We start from the raw sequence: 13,321 nt of genomic DNA, 5'->3' as shown, positions 1-13,321 counted from the left end.
GTAGCAGTCCCCTGGAAAGGAAAGGTGCATCATGTCCGCCGAGTCCCCCGTGGCCTCCGCCATCACCGAGGTCCTCACCGAGAAGTTCGAGGTCGACCCGGCCGCAGTACGGCCCGGCGCCACGCTGGAGAGCCTCGACCTCGACTCCCTCGCGCTCGCCGAACTCGCCCTCACGCTCCAGGAACGGCTCGGCGTACCGGTGGACGGCGACGAGGCCGCGAAGCACGTCACCGTCGCCGGGCTGGCCGCCGTCCTCAGCGCCAAGTGCACGGTGGCGGAGGCCCGGTGACACCGGCCGACCGTTCCGTCGCCGTCACCGGCCTGGGGCTCATCACCCCGGCCGGTGCCGGTCGCGAGGCCACCTGGGCGGGCCTGCTGCGCGGTTCGTCCACCGCGGCCCGCGACCTCGAACTCAAGGGCTGTCCCGTCGACTTCTCCTGCCGCGTACCCGAACTCCCGCCCGCCGTGGGCCGGATCGGCGGCGGCCGGGCCTGGCGGATGGGCCGCTTCACCCGGCACGCGGTGCTCGCCGCACGGGAGGCCGTCGCCGACGCCGGGCTCGTCCCGGGGGACGGCTGGGACGGTGCCCGGGTCGCCGTGGTCATCGGCTCGGGGCTCGCGGGCGCCGCGCACCTGGAGGACCAGACCCTCCGCTTCCACCAGGGCGGACCCGAACTGGTCGCGCCCACGCTGGTCCCCATGCTGATCCCGAACATGGCGGCGGGCGAGGTCGCCCTCGACCTCGCCGCGCGCGGCCCGTCCCTGGCCACCGAGACCGCGTGCGCCTCGGGGGCCAGCGCCCTCGTCGTCGCCCGCGACCTGCTGCTGAGCGGGGCCTGCGACATCGCCGTCGCGGGCGGCTCGGAGGCCGCCGTCACCCCGGTGGTGACCACCGGGTTCCAGCGGATGGGCGCGCTGTCGGCGCGGACCGGTGAACCCGCCGTCGCGTCCCGCCCGTTCGCGGCCGACCGGGACGGGTTCGTCATCGCGGAGGGCACCGCGATCTGTGTCCTGGAACGCGCGGCGGACGCCCGGGCCCGCGGCCGGCGCGGCTACGCGCTGCTCGCGGGCGCCGGACAGTCGACCGACGCCCACCACCCGACGGCGCCCGCCCCGGGCGGCGTCGTCGCGGAGACGGCCCTGCGCGCCGCCCTCACGGACGCGGGCCTGTCCCCCGCCGACGTCGACCACGTCGACGCGCACGGCACGTCCACCCCGCTCAACGACCTCACCGAGGCCGAGCTCATCGGCCGCGTACTGCCGCACGGCCCGAGTGTGACCGCGCCCAAGGGCGTGCTCGGTCACAGCCTGGGCGCGGCCGGGGCCGTGGAGGCGGCCGTCACCGCGCTGACGATCCATCACGGCACGGTGCCGCCGATCGCCAACCTGACGCCGGAGCGGCTCGAGTTCCCCCTCGACTGCGTGACCGGGGCGCCGCGCGCCCAGCGGGTGCGGGCCGCCGTCAGCCACTCCTTCGGTTTCGGCGGGCACAACGTCGTGCTCGCCCTGACCGCGGTGTAGCGCCCCCGCCCGGCACCGCGGCAGCGGCTCGCCGGGCGTCGTCCTCCGCACCCTCCCGCACGAAAGAGCGCATCCATTTGACCGCGTACAGCACCTTCTCCCATGCGGCCGTGCACGTGCCGTCCGGCCGGCAGACCGTCACCGAGGCGGAGGACCGTTTCCGCTCCCACAACCCGGACATCCCGCTGTCGCGCGGTGTCCTGCGGCACATGTACGGGCTGCTCGAAAGGACCGTCGCGGACGCCGACGAGCAGCCCTCCGACCTGGCGGCGCACGCCGCGCGCACGCTGTTCGCGGCGCCGGGCGTCGCCGCACCCGACGACGTCGACCTGCTGATCTTCACCGGCATCCTCGCCGACCTGGAGGAGCCCGCCACCGCTCATGTCGTCGCCGACAAACTCGGCCTGAGCTGCCCGGTGTTCGACCTCAAGAACGCCTGCAACGGGGTGCTCAACGCCATCGAGGTCGCCGACGCGTTCATCAGGGCGGGCCAGTACCGGCGCGTACTGATCACCACCGCTGAGGTCTCGACCCGGGAGAGCCGGTGGACGGTCGGCGGCCGGGACGACGTGCTGACGGCGCTGCCCAGTCTGAGCACGGGCGACATGGGGTCGGCCCTGCTCATGGAGGCGTCCGAGCGGCCCGGCGTGCTCGGCTCGCGGTTCTTCGCGAACTCGTGGGGCTGGCCCGCCGCCACGCTCCCGAACCCGTACGCCCGCGATCGCGCCCTGGGCCATCTGCACATCGACTCGGCCGAACTCGTCGCGTCCTTCGAGGGGTTGCCGCAGCGCGTCCGGGCCGCCGTGCGCGACATCGGGGTGGCCGTGGACGACCTGGACCTGGTCTGCATCCATCAGCCGTCCGTCGCCTTCACGAAGGTCGCCTGCGACTGGGTCGGCGTCGACGTGGACCGGGTGCGGTCGACGTTCCCCACGCACGGGAACGTCGCCACGAACTCCATCCCGCTCCAGCTGGCCACCGCGCTGGAGGCGGGACGGCTGCGACGGGGCGACCTGGTGGGCCTGTTCGGGTTCGCGAGCGGGGCGAGCGCCGGGGTGGTGGTGGGCACGTGGTGACGCCGCGGATCGCCCCGCTGCCCCCGGCCACGTGGCCGCCCGCGCTGCGCGAGCTGCTGGACTCCTCGCGCCGGGACGGGCCGGGCCGCGAGAACCTCTTCGGCACGCTCGCCCACCATCCGCCGCTCGCCGAGGCCTGGCTGCACCTGGCCCACGTGCTCACGCATCAGGGCCTGTTGGAACCGCATCTGCGCGAGCTGGCGATGCTGCGCACCGCGCATCGACTGGGCTCCCCGTACGTGCGCGCCCGCCACGAGGGGCATGCGCGGGACATCGGAGTCGCCCAGGCGGCCATCGCCGCGACGGCCGCCGCGGACCTGGACGCGTACGACTGGAGCGCACGCGAGAGCGCGACGCTGCGCGCGGTGGATCTGCTCGCGGTGGGCACCGCGCTTCCCGCGCCGCTGTGGCACGAGCTGTCGGGGGTGTTCAGCACGCCCCAACTCCTCGAACTCCTTGTCCTCGTGGGCCAGTGCGCCATGGTCTGTACGACGCTGAACACCCTGCACACGCCCAGTGGCGGCCCCACCGTGCGCGTCGATCCGGCGCGCTGTTGCAGCGCCGGACAGTGCGTGTCCACGGCCCCCGAGGTGTTCGCCCACGACGAGGACGGTCTGGTCACGCTCGTCGCGGAGCGGCCCGCCGCGACGGACCGGCTGCGGCTCGCCGCCGCGCTGTGCCCGAGCGGCGCGATCCAGCTCACCGCACCGGCCACGACCACGGAAGGCGCCCCCCTGTCATGACCTCCGCCCCACCCGCCCCGCTGACCCTGCCCGCCCCGTACGGGGCCTGCCCGTTCACGCCGCCCCCGGCCTGCACCGAGGCGGCCGGGCGGGCGCCGGTCACCCGCTGGAGGCTGCCCGACGGTGCGCCCTGCTGGCTGGTGACGGGGTACCACGAAGTGCGGTCGGTGCTGTCCGACGCCCGGTTCAGCGCGGACGCGCGCACCCCCGGTTTCCCGTTCCTCTCACCGGGCCAGCGCGAACTGGCCACCGCCAGGCCCAGCTTCATCCGCATGGACGACCCGGAGCACGCCCGGCTGCGCCGCATGGTCACCAAGGACTTCCTGGTGCGCCGGGTGGAGGAGCTGCGGCCCGGGATCCAGCGGATCGTCGACGAGCGGCTCGACGCGATGCTGGCCGCGGGACGACCCGCCGACCTGGTGCGGGACTTCGCGCTGCCCATCCCCTCACTGGTCATCTGTCTGATGCTGGGCGTGCCCTACGCGGACCACGACCGCTTCCAGTCGCTCAGCCGGACCCTGCTCGACAACACCGCCTCGCAGGAGGACGTGACGTCGGCCCACGGCGAGTTGACGTCGTTCCTGGAGCGGCTCGCCGAGCTCAAGGCCCGCGACCCGGGCGACGACATCCTCAGCCGGCTCGCGGCCCGCCCCGACCTCACCCCGCGGCAGGTCGCCTCCCTGGGCTTCCTGCTCCTGGTCACGGGGCACGAGTCGACGGCGAACATGACCTCGATCTCCGTGTGCGCGCTGCTGCGGGACCCCGCGCAGACGGCCCGGCTGCGCGCGGACCCGGCGCTCGTGCCGGCGGCGGTGGAGGAGTTGCTGCGGCATCTGACGATCATCCATCTGGGACTCGCCCGCGCCGCCAAGGAGGACGTCGAAGTGGGCGGGGTGACCATCGAGGCGGGTGAGGGTGTCATCTGCATGCTGTCCACGGCGAACCGGGACCCCGGCCTGTTCGGTGCGGACACCGGCACCCTCGACCTCGGGCGGGACGCCCGCCGCCACCTGGCTTTCGGGTTCGGCGTGCACCAGTGCCTCGGGCAGACGCTGGCGCGTGTGGAGTTGCAGCTGATCCTCGCCACGCTGCTGCGCCGGGTGCCTTCGCTGCGCCTTGCGGTCCCGGATTCCGAGCTCGCCTTCACGACGCAGAACATCGTCTACGGCCTGCGGGAGCTGCCCGTGACCTGGTGAATCCGGGCGGCCGGTCAGGGAAGGTGCCGGGCGAACGCCTCGCGGGCCCGGTCGTCGAAGACGACGAACCGCACCTCCTCGACGCCCGGCGCGGCGCTCGCGCGGACCGTCTCGACGGCGATCCGCGCGCCGTCGTCCAGCGGCCAGCCGTAGATGCCGGTGGAGACGGCGGGGAACGCCACCGTGCGGGCTCCCAGTTCGGCGGCGATCTTCAGGGACTCCCGGTAGCACGAGGCGAGCAGGTCGGAGCGGTCCTCGGTCGCCGACCAGCGGGGTCCCACGGTGTGGATGACGTGCCGGGCCGGGAGCCGCCCCGCGGTCGTCGCCACGGCATGCCCCGTCCGCAGCCCCTTCCCGTAGTGGGAGGCGCGCAGCTTGCGGCACTCGGCGAGGATCTCGGGACCGCCGCGGCGGTGGATGGCGCCGTCGACCCCGCCGCCGCCGAGCAGCGAGGAGTTGGCCGCGTTCACCACGGCGTCCACCTCCTGCTCGGTGATGTCGCCCTGGACCAGGACCAGTCGGGGGCTCATGAGGCCCGCAGCCGCTTCCACACGGCCTTCGCCGCGTTGTGCCCGGACATGCCGTGCACCCCGGGGCCCGGCGGTGTCGCCGACGAACAGATGAAGACGGCCGGGTGCGGGGTCGTGTACGGGGACAGCGACAGCTTGGGGCGCAGCATGAGCTGGAGGCCGCCGACCGAGCCGCAGGCGATGTCGCCGCCCACGTAGTTGGCGTTGTGGACGGCCAGTTGGGGCGGGCCCGCGGTGGCACGGGCGAGGATCCGGTCCCTGAACCCCGGTGCGAAGCGCTCCAGTTGACGCTCGATGGCGTCGGTCAGGTCGCCATCCCAGCCGTTCGGCACGTGTCCGTACGCCCAGAACGTGTGCTTGCCGGCGGGCGCGCGCGTCGGGTCGACGACGCTCGGCTGCACGGTGATGAGGAACGGAACCTCGGGCGCCCGGTCCTCGACGGAGGCGGCGCGCAGGGCCTTGCCGATGTCGGAGCGGTACGGGCCGACCTGCACGGTGCCGGCCGCCCTGGCCTCCTTCGCGGTCCACGGCACCGGCCCGTCCAGCGCGTAGTCGACCTTGAAGACGCTTGCCCCGTACCGGAACCGGTCGTAGTAGTGACCGAGACCCGCGATCCGGGCGAGGGCGGTGGGCGAGGTGTCGAAGACGTAGGCGCGGGCGGGCGGCAGGTCGTCGAGCCGCTTCACCTCGTAGTCCGTGTGGATCGCGCCGCCGAGGTCCTTCAGGTACGCGGCGAGCGCGTCGGAGATCGACTGGGAGCCGCCCCGGGCGAGCGGCCAGCCGCGCGCGTGGGCGGCGAGGGCGAAGACGAGGCCGATCGCGGTCGTCGCGAACCCGCCGAGCGGGGCGATGGTGTGCGCGACGAGACCGGAGAACAGGGCGGGGGCCCGCTCGTCGCGGAAGCGGCGCATCTGCCACGTCGCGGGCGGCAGTCCGAGGAGTCCGAACCGGGCGAGGGTGACGGGGTCACGGGGCAGCGCGCTGAGCGGCAGGGTCATGAAGTCCCGGACGAGGGCGTCCCAGCGCGGCAGGAGCGGCTCGACCAGGCGCCGGTACGCGCCCGCGTCCCGTGGGCCGAAGGACGCGGCGGTCTCGGCGACGGACCGGGACAGGACCGCGGCCGTGCCGTCGGGGAAGGGGTGGGCCATGGGCAGCTCGGGCTGGACCCAGTCCAGTCCGTACCGCTCCAGCGGCATCGCCCTGAACGCCGGGGAGTTGATGCCCAGCGGGTGCGCCGCCGAGCAGGGGTCGTGGCGGAAGCCGGGCAGCGTCAGCTCCTCGGTGCGCGCACCGCCGCCGACGGTGCCCTTGGCCTCGAAGAGGGCCACGGAGTGACCGCGCCTGGCCAGTTCGACGGCAGCGGTCAGCCCATTCGGCCCCGCACCCACCACGACGGCATCGAGCATCGACGGCACCTTCGGACTCCTTCGTCAGCCGATGGCCACTGCCCGCACAGGATATGCCGGAGCACCGACAACGCCGGGCGCGGGTGCCGCCCGTCGGCCGACGCGTCCGGTCAGGCGCCGCCCGACAGCAGCGCGGCCACCCGGCGCGCCGTCGCCGCGTCGCGCGCCGCGGTGAACGGCAGCGCGTTGCCCCCGGTGATCGCGAAGGGGACGCCGTCCCGCGTGAGGTGCGCGCCGCCGGTCTCCTCGACCAGGAGCAGTCCGGCCGCGTGGTCCCAGGCCAGCTCCCAGCTGAAGGCGACCGCGTCCAGGTCACCGCGGGCGATGGCCAGGTACTCCAGGCCCGCCGAGCCGCACGGCCGCGGGGCGACCCCGTCCGTGCGCAGTCCCAGCAGGGCGTGCTTCTGGGCGTCGGTCGTGAAGTCGGGGTGCGAGGTGGCGATGCGCAGGTCGCGGCCCGGCTCGGGTGCCCCGGCGGGCAGGACCCGGCCGTTGAGCCTCGCGCCCCGGCCGCGTACGGCCACGGCGAACTCGTCGAGCGCGGGCGCGTACGTCCAGGAGGCGAGGACGACTCCGTCGAGTGCGAGGGCGACGAGGGTGCAGAAGCCGGGGTCGCCGTGCACGAACTGACGGGTGCCGTCGACCGGGTCGACGATCCAGACCGGGGCCGCGCCACGGATGGCCTCGTACGTCGTCGGGTCCGCGGCGACCGCTTCTTCGCCGACCACGACGGAGCCGGGCAGCAGTGCGGTCAGCTCGCGGGTGAGGTGCTCCTCGGCGCGCTTGTCGGCGACGGTCACGAGGTCGTGCGGGGCGCTCTTCTCCTCGATCTCGTGGGCGGCGAGCTGCCGGAAGCGGGGCGATATCTCGGCGGCGGCCGCGGCGCGGACGATCCGCTCGACGTCGGTCAGGAGCTGGTCGGTGACCTTGCGGGTCAGAAAGTCGTCGATGCTTTCCGTGATGGTTTCGATCATGGCTCCATGAGAACACGCCCCACTGACAACGCGTACCCGCAGGGTGAACGGCAGGTGGAATCGCCATGAAATCGGCGATTCCACCTGCCGGGGGCCGACAGTCCCTAGCGGCCGACCGCGTACCCCTGCATGCCGCGCGGGTTCGCCGCCGCCGACAGGACGCCGGTGCGCGGGTCGCGGGCGACGGCGCACAGCCGGCCCTCGGACCAGGCGTCGCCGACGGTCACGTCGTGGCCGCGGCGGCGCAGCTCGGCGACGACCTCCTCGTCCATCCGGGACTCGACGGTCACGGACCCGGGCCGCATGCCGCGCGGGAAGAAGGAGCCGGGGAAGGAGTCGTTGTGCCAGTTCGGGGCGTCGATGGCGCCCTGCAGGTCGAGCCCGCCGCGGACCGTCGGGCGCAGCGCCACCGCGAGGAAGAAGTGCACCTGCCACTGGTCCTGCTGGTCGCCGCCGGGGGTGCCGAAGGCCATGACCGGGACGCCGTCCTTCAGGGCGAGCGACGGGGTGAGCGTGGTGCGCGGGCGGCGGCCGGGGACGAGCGAGTTCGGCAGGTCCTCGTCGAGCCAGGACATCTGCAGCCGCGTGCCGAGCGGGAAGCCGAGCTCGGGCACGACCGGATTGGACTGGAGCCAGCCGCCGGACGGGGTCGCGGCGACCATGTTGCCCCAGCGGTCGACGATGTCGAGGTGGCAGGTGTCGCCGCGGGTTCCGCCGTTCTTCTGGACGGTCGGCTCACCGGCGCCGGCGACTCCCATGGCGTCGAAGCCGGGCTCACCGGCGGCGACCGCGTGGGCGTGCGTGCTCAGCCGGGGTTCGGCGCCGCGCGGGCTGCCGGGGCGCAGCTCGTGCGAGGCCTTGCCGGGGTCGACGAGGGCGCGGCGCGCGGCGTTGTAGTCGTCGCAGAGCAGCTCGGCGACCGGGACCCCTGCCGGGTCGGCGTCCCCGTACCAGGCCTCGCGGTCGGCCATGGCGAGCTTGCAGCCCTCGACGAGCAGGTGGACGTAGTCGGCGGACCCGTAGGCGGGCAGCTCGGGCGGGAGCAGGGCGAGCTGCTGGAGGAAGACGGGGCCCTGGCTCCAGCCGCCGGCCTTGCACAGCGTCCAGCCGTTCCAGTCGTACGTCGCCGGGGCCTCGTAGGTGGCCTCCCAGGAGGCGAGGTCTTCGAGGGTGAGGGTGCCGGTGTGCCGCTCGCCGCTGGTGTCCATGGTGGGCTGCTGGGCCTGGCGCACGAGCGCCTCGGCGATGAAGCCCTCGCGCCAGATGCGCCGGGCCGCCTGGATCTGGGCGACGCGGTCGGTGCCGGCCTCCTCGGCCTCCGCGACGAGGCGCTTCCAGGTGGCGGCGAGCCGCGTGTTGCGCAGCAGTTCGCCGGGGGCCGGGGCCTTGCCGTCGACCAGGTAGACCTCGGCGGACGAGGGCCACTCGGTCTCGAAGAGCTCGCGCACGGTCTCGACGGTCTCGCCGACGCGCTCGACGGGCGCGTGCCCGTCCTCCGCGTAGCCGACGGCGTACTTGAGGACGTCGGCGAGGGACTTCGTGCCGTGGTCCTTCAGGAGGAGCATCCAGGCGTCGAAGGCGCCGGGCACGGCGGCCGCGAGCGGGCCGGTGCCGGGCACCAGGTCGAGGCCGAGCGACTTGTAGTGGGCGACGCTCGCCCCGGCGGGCGCGACGCCCTGGCCGCACAGCACCCGCACCTCGCCGCCGGCCGGGGCGAGGATCATCGGCACCTCGCCCGCGGGCCCGTTCAGGTGCGGTTCGACGACGTGGAGCACGAAGCCCGCGGCGACGGCGGCGTCGTAGGCGTTGCCGCCGTCCTCCAGGACCGCCATCGCGGACTGGGAGGCGAGGTAGTGCGTGGAGGACACCATGCCGAAGGTGCCCTGGAGGGTCGGCCGGGTGGTGAACAAGTGAGCTCCTAGCGGGTGGTGGCAGTTCGAGGGTGCGGCATCGTACGAGGCCGGGTCGCGGCGGCGTCCGGCGCGGTGCCGTCGTCGGCGACGAGGTGGCAGGAGACCTCGCGGCCGCCGGCCGCGCTGTCAAGGGTGCGCAGGACCGGCACCTCGGTGCGGCAGCGGTCCACGGCGAGCGGGCAGCGCGTGTGGAAGCGGCAGCCGGGCGGCGGGGCGAGCGGGCTGGGCAGTTCGCCGCTGAGGACGATGCGTTCGCGGGTGCGCTGCGTGACCGGGTCGGGGACGGGGGCGGCCGACAGCAGGGCCTGGGTGTAGGGGTGCTTGGGGTCGTCGAACAGCTCCCGGGTGGGGGCCTGTTCGACGATCTGGCCGAGGTACATGACCGCGATCCGGTCCGCCAGGTACTCGACGGCCGCGAGGTCGTGCGTGATGAACAGGCAGCCGAAGCCGCGGTCGCGCTGGAGGTCGGCGAGCAGATTGAGGACGGAGGCCTGCACGGAGACGTCGAGGGCGGAGGTCGGCTCGTCGGCGACCAGGAGGTCGGGGTCGACGGAGAGCGCGCGGGCGATGGAGATGCGCTGGCGCTGGCCGCCGGAGAGTTCGTGCGGATGCCGGTCGGCGTGTTCGGGACGCAGGCCCACCTGGGCGAGGAGTTCGGCCACGCGCGCGTGGGCGGCGTCCTTCTTCGCGATGCCGTGCAGCTTCAGCGGCTCGGCGATGATCCGGCCGACCGTCATGCGCGGGTCGAGCGAGGACGACGGGTCCTGGAAGACCAGGTGGAAGTCCTTGCGCAGCGGGCGCAGGGCGCGCCGGGACATGGTCGTCACGTCGGTGCCGTTGATGCGGACGGTGCCGCCGGTGGGTTCGTCGAGGCGGACGGCGCAGCGGCCGACGGTCGACTTGCCGCTGCCGGACTCGCCGACGAGGCCCACGACCTCGCCGCGGCCGACGGTGAGGGTGACGCCGTCGGCGGCGCGCACGGTGCCGCCGGAGCCCGCGAAGTGCCGCTCCAGGTCGGTGAGTTCGAGAACCGGGGTGCTCTTCTCAGGGCTCATGAGGCGCTCTCCTGAAGGGTGTGCGGGTGCCAGCAGGCGGCGCGGTGCGTGGCACCCGTGGCTGCCTCTTCGGTGGCCGCGGTGATGGCCGTGAAACCGGGACGGCCGGTCGTACAGGTGTCGTCGGCGCGGGCGCAGCGCGGCGCGAAGGTGCAGGCGTCGGGCTGTTCGTCGAGGCTCGGCACGAGTCCGGGGATCTCGGGGAGCCGCTCCTTGGCGGCACCGGGGCGCAGCACCGCCGAGAGCAGGCCGCGCGTGTACGGGTGCCTGGGTGCCGCGAACAGCTCGTCCACCGGCGCCTGTTCGACCGGGCGGCCCGCGTACATGACGAGGACCCGGTCGGCGATGTCGGCGACGACGCCGAGGTCGTGGGTGATGAGCACGATGGCGGTGCCGAGTCGCTCGCGCAGCGACTGGAGGACTTCGAGGATGCCCGCCTGGACGGTCACGTCGAGGGCGGTGGTGGGCTCGTCGGCGATGAGGACGGCCGGGTCGCAGGCCACGGCGATGGCGATCATGACGCGCTGGCGCATGCCGCCGGAGAGCTGGTGCGGGTACTCGTCGACGCGCTGGGCGGGGGCGGGGATGCCCACGAGGTCGAGCAGTTCGACGGCACGTGCGCGCGCCTCCTTCTTGCTCAGCCCCTGGTGGCGGCGGAGCACTTCACCGATCTGTCGCCCGATGGTCAGCACCGGGTTCAGAGACGTCATCGGCTCCTGGAAGATCATCGCGATGTCCTTGCCGCGGATCTTTCCGTACGCCTTGTCGTCGGCGCCACGCATTTCCCGTTCGCCGAGCCGGATCGACCCGGTGAGGTGCGCGGTGGGCGGCAGCAGGCCCATGACGGCCATGGACGTGACGGACTTGCCGCAGCCCGACTCGCCCACCACGGCGAGGACCTCACCGGCGTGCAGGTCGTACGAGACGTGGTCGACGGCGTGGACCGTGCGGGTGTCGGAGCGGAAGGAGACCGACAGGTCGCGCACGCTCAGGACGGGCTCGGGAGTCTCGAGGTCGCTCATCGGGTCGCTCCACGGGGGTCAAGGACGTCGCGCAGGCCGTCGCCGAGCAGGTTGAACGCCAGGGTCGCGGCGACCACGGCGAGGCCGGGGAACACCGCCATCCAGGGCGCGGGCGCGAGGAAGGACTGGGCGGAGGAGAGCATCACGCCGAGCGACGGCTCGGGCGGCTGTACGCCGAGGCCCAGGAAGCTGAGCAGGGCCTCGCCGAGGATGGCGGCGGGGATGCCGACGGTGGCCTGCACGGTGAGCGCGGAGGTCGCGTTGGGCAGGATGTGCCGGAACAGGACGGTGCCGTCGCCGCCTCCGTTGGCGACGGCCGCGGCCACGTAGTCGACGTGCTTGAGGCGGAGCGTCTCGGCGCGGGTGATCCGGATGACGGCCGGGATCTGCGAGATGCCGATGGCGATGGTCGCGTTGGTCAGCGACGGGCCGAGGACGGCGGCGAGGCCGACGGCCAGGACCAGGAAGGGGAACGCGAGCATCGTGTCGGTGATCCGGGAGACGACGCTGTCGGTGACCTTCCCGTAGTAGCCGGCGAGCAGGCCGAGCGGAACGCCGATGACGAAGGCGAACACGACGGCGAGCACGCCGACCTGCATGGACGCCCGCGCCCCGTGGACGACGCGGGACAGCTGGTCGCGGCCGAGGTCGTCGGTGCCGAGCCAGTGGCTCCAGCCCGGCGCCGCCAGCACGTGGTCGAAGTCCGGCTGTGCCGGGTCGTACGGCGCGATCAGCGGCGCGAACAGCGCGGCGAGCACGAAGACCGCGGCGATGACGGCGCCGGTCATGGCCAGCTTGTTCCTGCGCAGGGCGCGCAGCTTGCCGCTCCGGGCGGCGCGGGCCCGTATTCCTGTGAGGGCGAGCGTGGTCACCGGGCACCTCCGAGCCGGATGCGCGGGTCGATGACCGAGTACGCCACGTCGACCAGCAGGTTGATGAAGATGTACGCGGCGGAGGTGCACAGCACCACGCCTTGCAGCGTCGCGTAGTCACGCGTGAAGACGGCGTCGATGGTCAGCTTGCCGAAGCCGGGGAGCACGAAGATCTGCTCGGTGACGACCGCCCCGGAGATCAGGTGGCCGAGCTGCAGACCGAGCACGGTGACGACCGTGACGAGGGAGTTGCGGAGCGCGTGGCCGCCGATGACCGCCCGGCGCGAGAGGCCCTTGGCGCGGGCCGTGCGGACGTAGTCGGCCGACAGGGAGTCGAGCATCGCGGCCCGTGTCTGGCGCATGACGACGGCGGCGAGCCCGGAGCCGAGGACGATCGCGGGCAGCACCATGCGGCGCAGGTTGTCGATCGGGTCGGTGCCGAAGGGGACGAAGCCGGAGGCCGCGAAGACGGGCAGGGCGATCGCGAAGGCGAGGACGAGGACGATGCCGAGCCAGAAGGTGGGGACGGAGAGGCCGAGCAGGGCGATCCCGTTGGCGATCCACTCCGCGGGCCTGCCGCGCCGGACGGCGGCGACGATACCGGCGCCGATACCGAGGACGATGGCCAACAGCAGCGAGAGCGCGGCGAGTTCGAGGGTGACGGGCAGGGCCTGCCCGATGGCGTCGGCGACCGGGAGGCCGGTGCGCGAGGAGGTGCCGAGGTCGCCCTGGAGGGCGTGGCCGATGAACCTCGCGTACTGGATCACGATGTTGTCGTCGAGCCCGTACTCGGCGCGGATGGCGGCGAGCGCCTTCGGGCTGCGCTCCTCGCCCGCGAGGGCGAGCGCCGGGTCACCGGGCAGGGCGCGGATGCCCGCGAAGACGACGACGGAGACGAGGAAGAGCGTGATGACGGACTGCCGCAGCCTGGTCAGGACGTACGTGGCCATGGGGTGTCCGGCGAGCAACCCGCGCTTTTTCACGGCAGGTTGAGGGGCGGAAGCGGTCCGGTC

The 13,321-nt window shown here is 73.6% G+C and carries 13 protein-coding genes; 5 read left to right on the top strand and 8 right to left on the bottom strand.

The features are described 5' to 3' along the window. The first annotated feature begins 31 nt into the window (after nucleotides 1-31). From ACVHNB_RS12000 to ACVHNB_RS11980, 5 genes are all read left to right on the top strand, one after another. Entirely contained in the window at nucleotides 32-289 is a 258-nt protein-coding gene (locus ACVHNB_RS12000; protein WP_428951382.1) for a phosphopantetheine-binding protein, read from the top strand. Further along, the gene (locus ACVHNB_RS11995; RefSeq protein ID WP_428951383.1) at nucleotides 286-1,521 is read left to right on the top strand and encodes a beta-ketoacyl-[acyl-carrier-protein] synthase family protein; all 1,236 of its coding nucleotides are present in this window, start codon (nucleotides 286-288) and stop codon (nucleotides 1,519-1,521) included. The genes ACVHNB_RS12000 and ACVHNB_RS11995 overlap by 4 nt, the downstream gene beginning before the upstream one ends. 77 nt (nucleotides 1,522-1,598) lie before the next feature. Beyond that, nucleotides 1,599-2,597, top strand: coding sequence for a 3-oxoacyl-ACP synthase III family protein (locus ACVHNB_RS11990; RefSeq protein ID WP_456228019.1), 999 nt, complete (start codon nucleotides 1,599-1,601; stop codon nucleotides 2,595-2,597). Beyond that, the gene (locus tag ACVHNB_RS11985; protein WP_456228018.1) at nucleotides 2,591-3,340 is read left to right on the top strand and encodes a 4Fe-4S domain-containing protein; all 750 of its coding nucleotides are present in this window, start codon (nucleotides 2,591-2,593) and stop codon (nucleotides 3,338-3,340) included. The genes ACVHNB_RS11990 and ACVHNB_RS11985 overlap by 7 nt, the downstream gene beginning before the upstream one ends. Further along, nucleotides 3,337-4,536 carry a cytochrome P450 gene (locus ACVHNB_RS11980; RefSeq protein WP_456228017.1) on the top strand — a complete coding sequence of 400 codons (1,200 nt, stop codon included), beginning with the start codon at nucleotides 3,337-3,339 and terminating at the stop codon, nucleotides 4,534-4,536. Before ACVHNB_RS11985 ends, ACVHNB_RS11980 begins: the two co-directional genes overlap by 4 nt. A 14-nt stretch (nucleotides 4,537-4,550) precedes the next feature. Here the strand turns inward: ACVHNB_RS11980 and ACVHNB_RS11975 are convergent, their stop codons facing one another. The 8 genes from ACVHNB_RS11975 to ACVHNB_RS11940 form a co-directional block, all read right to left on the bottom strand. Continuing rightward, entirely contained in the window at nucleotides 4,551-5,066 is a 516-nt protein-coding gene (locus ACVHNB_RS11975) for an O-acetyl-ADP-ribose deacetylase (RefSeq protein WP_456228016.1), read from the bottom strand. Beyond that, the gene (locus ACVHNB_RS11970) at nucleotides 5,063-6,472 is read right to left on the bottom strand and encodes a phytoene desaturase family protein (RefSeq protein WP_428957488.1); all 1,410 of its coding nucleotides are present in this window, start codon (nucleotides 6,470-6,472) and stop codon (nucleotides 5,063-5,065) included. The genes ACVHNB_RS11975 and ACVHNB_RS11970 overlap by 4 nt, the downstream gene beginning before the upstream one ends. A 110-nt stretch (nucleotides 6,473-6,582) precedes the next feature. After that, a complete protein-coding gene (locus ACVHNB_RS11965; RefSeq protein ID WP_456228015.1) occupies nucleotides 6,583-7,446 on the bottom strand; it encodes an inositol monophosphatase family protein in 864 nt (287 codons plus the stop codon). Between the two features lie 104 nt (nucleotides 7,447-7,550). Next, nucleotides 7,551-9,356 (bottom strand): gamma-glutamyltransferase family protein, encoded by a 1,806-nt coding sequence (locus ACVHNB_RS11960; protein WP_456228014.1) that lies wholly within the window; start codon nucleotides 9,354-9,356, stop codon nucleotides 7,551-7,553. 8 nt (nucleotides 9,357-9,364) lie between these two features. Continuing rightward, nucleotides 9,365-10,414 (bottom strand): ABC transporter ATP-binding protein, encoded by a 1,050-nt coding sequence (locus ACVHNB_RS11955; RefSeq protein WP_456228013.1) that lies wholly within the window; start codon nucleotides 10,412-10,414, stop codon nucleotides 9,365-9,367. After that, nucleotides 10,411-11,436 (bottom strand): ABC transporter ATP-binding protein, encoded by a 1,026-nt coding sequence (locus ACVHNB_RS11950; RefSeq protein WP_456228012.1) that lies wholly within the window; start codon nucleotides 11,434-11,436, stop codon nucleotides 10,411-10,413. Before ACVHNB_RS11950 ends, ACVHNB_RS11955 begins: the two co-directional genes overlap by 4 nt. Beyond that, nucleotides 11,433-12,224 carry an ABC transporter permease gene (locus tag ACVHNB_RS11945; RefSeq protein WP_456228870.1) on the bottom strand — a complete coding sequence of 264 codons (792 nt, stop codon included), beginning with the start codon at nucleotides 12,222-12,224 and terminating at the stop codon, nucleotides 11,433-11,435. The genes ACVHNB_RS11950 and ACVHNB_RS11945 overlap by 4 nt, the downstream gene beginning before the upstream one ends. Before the next feature lie 80 nt (nucleotides 12,225-12,304). After that, nucleotides 12,305-13,258: an ABC transporter permease gene (locus ACVHNB_RS11940; protein ID WP_428951392.1), complete on the bottom strand. Its 954-nt coding sequence runs from the start codon at nucleotides 13,256-13,258 to the stop codon at nucleotides 12,305-12,307. Nucleotides 13,259-13,321: the final 63 nt, after the last annotated feature.

It is taken from the genome of Streptomyces sp. YJ-C3, assembly GCF_053891275.1.
This window is presented reverse-complemented; position numbering and strand designations above follow the sequence as displayed.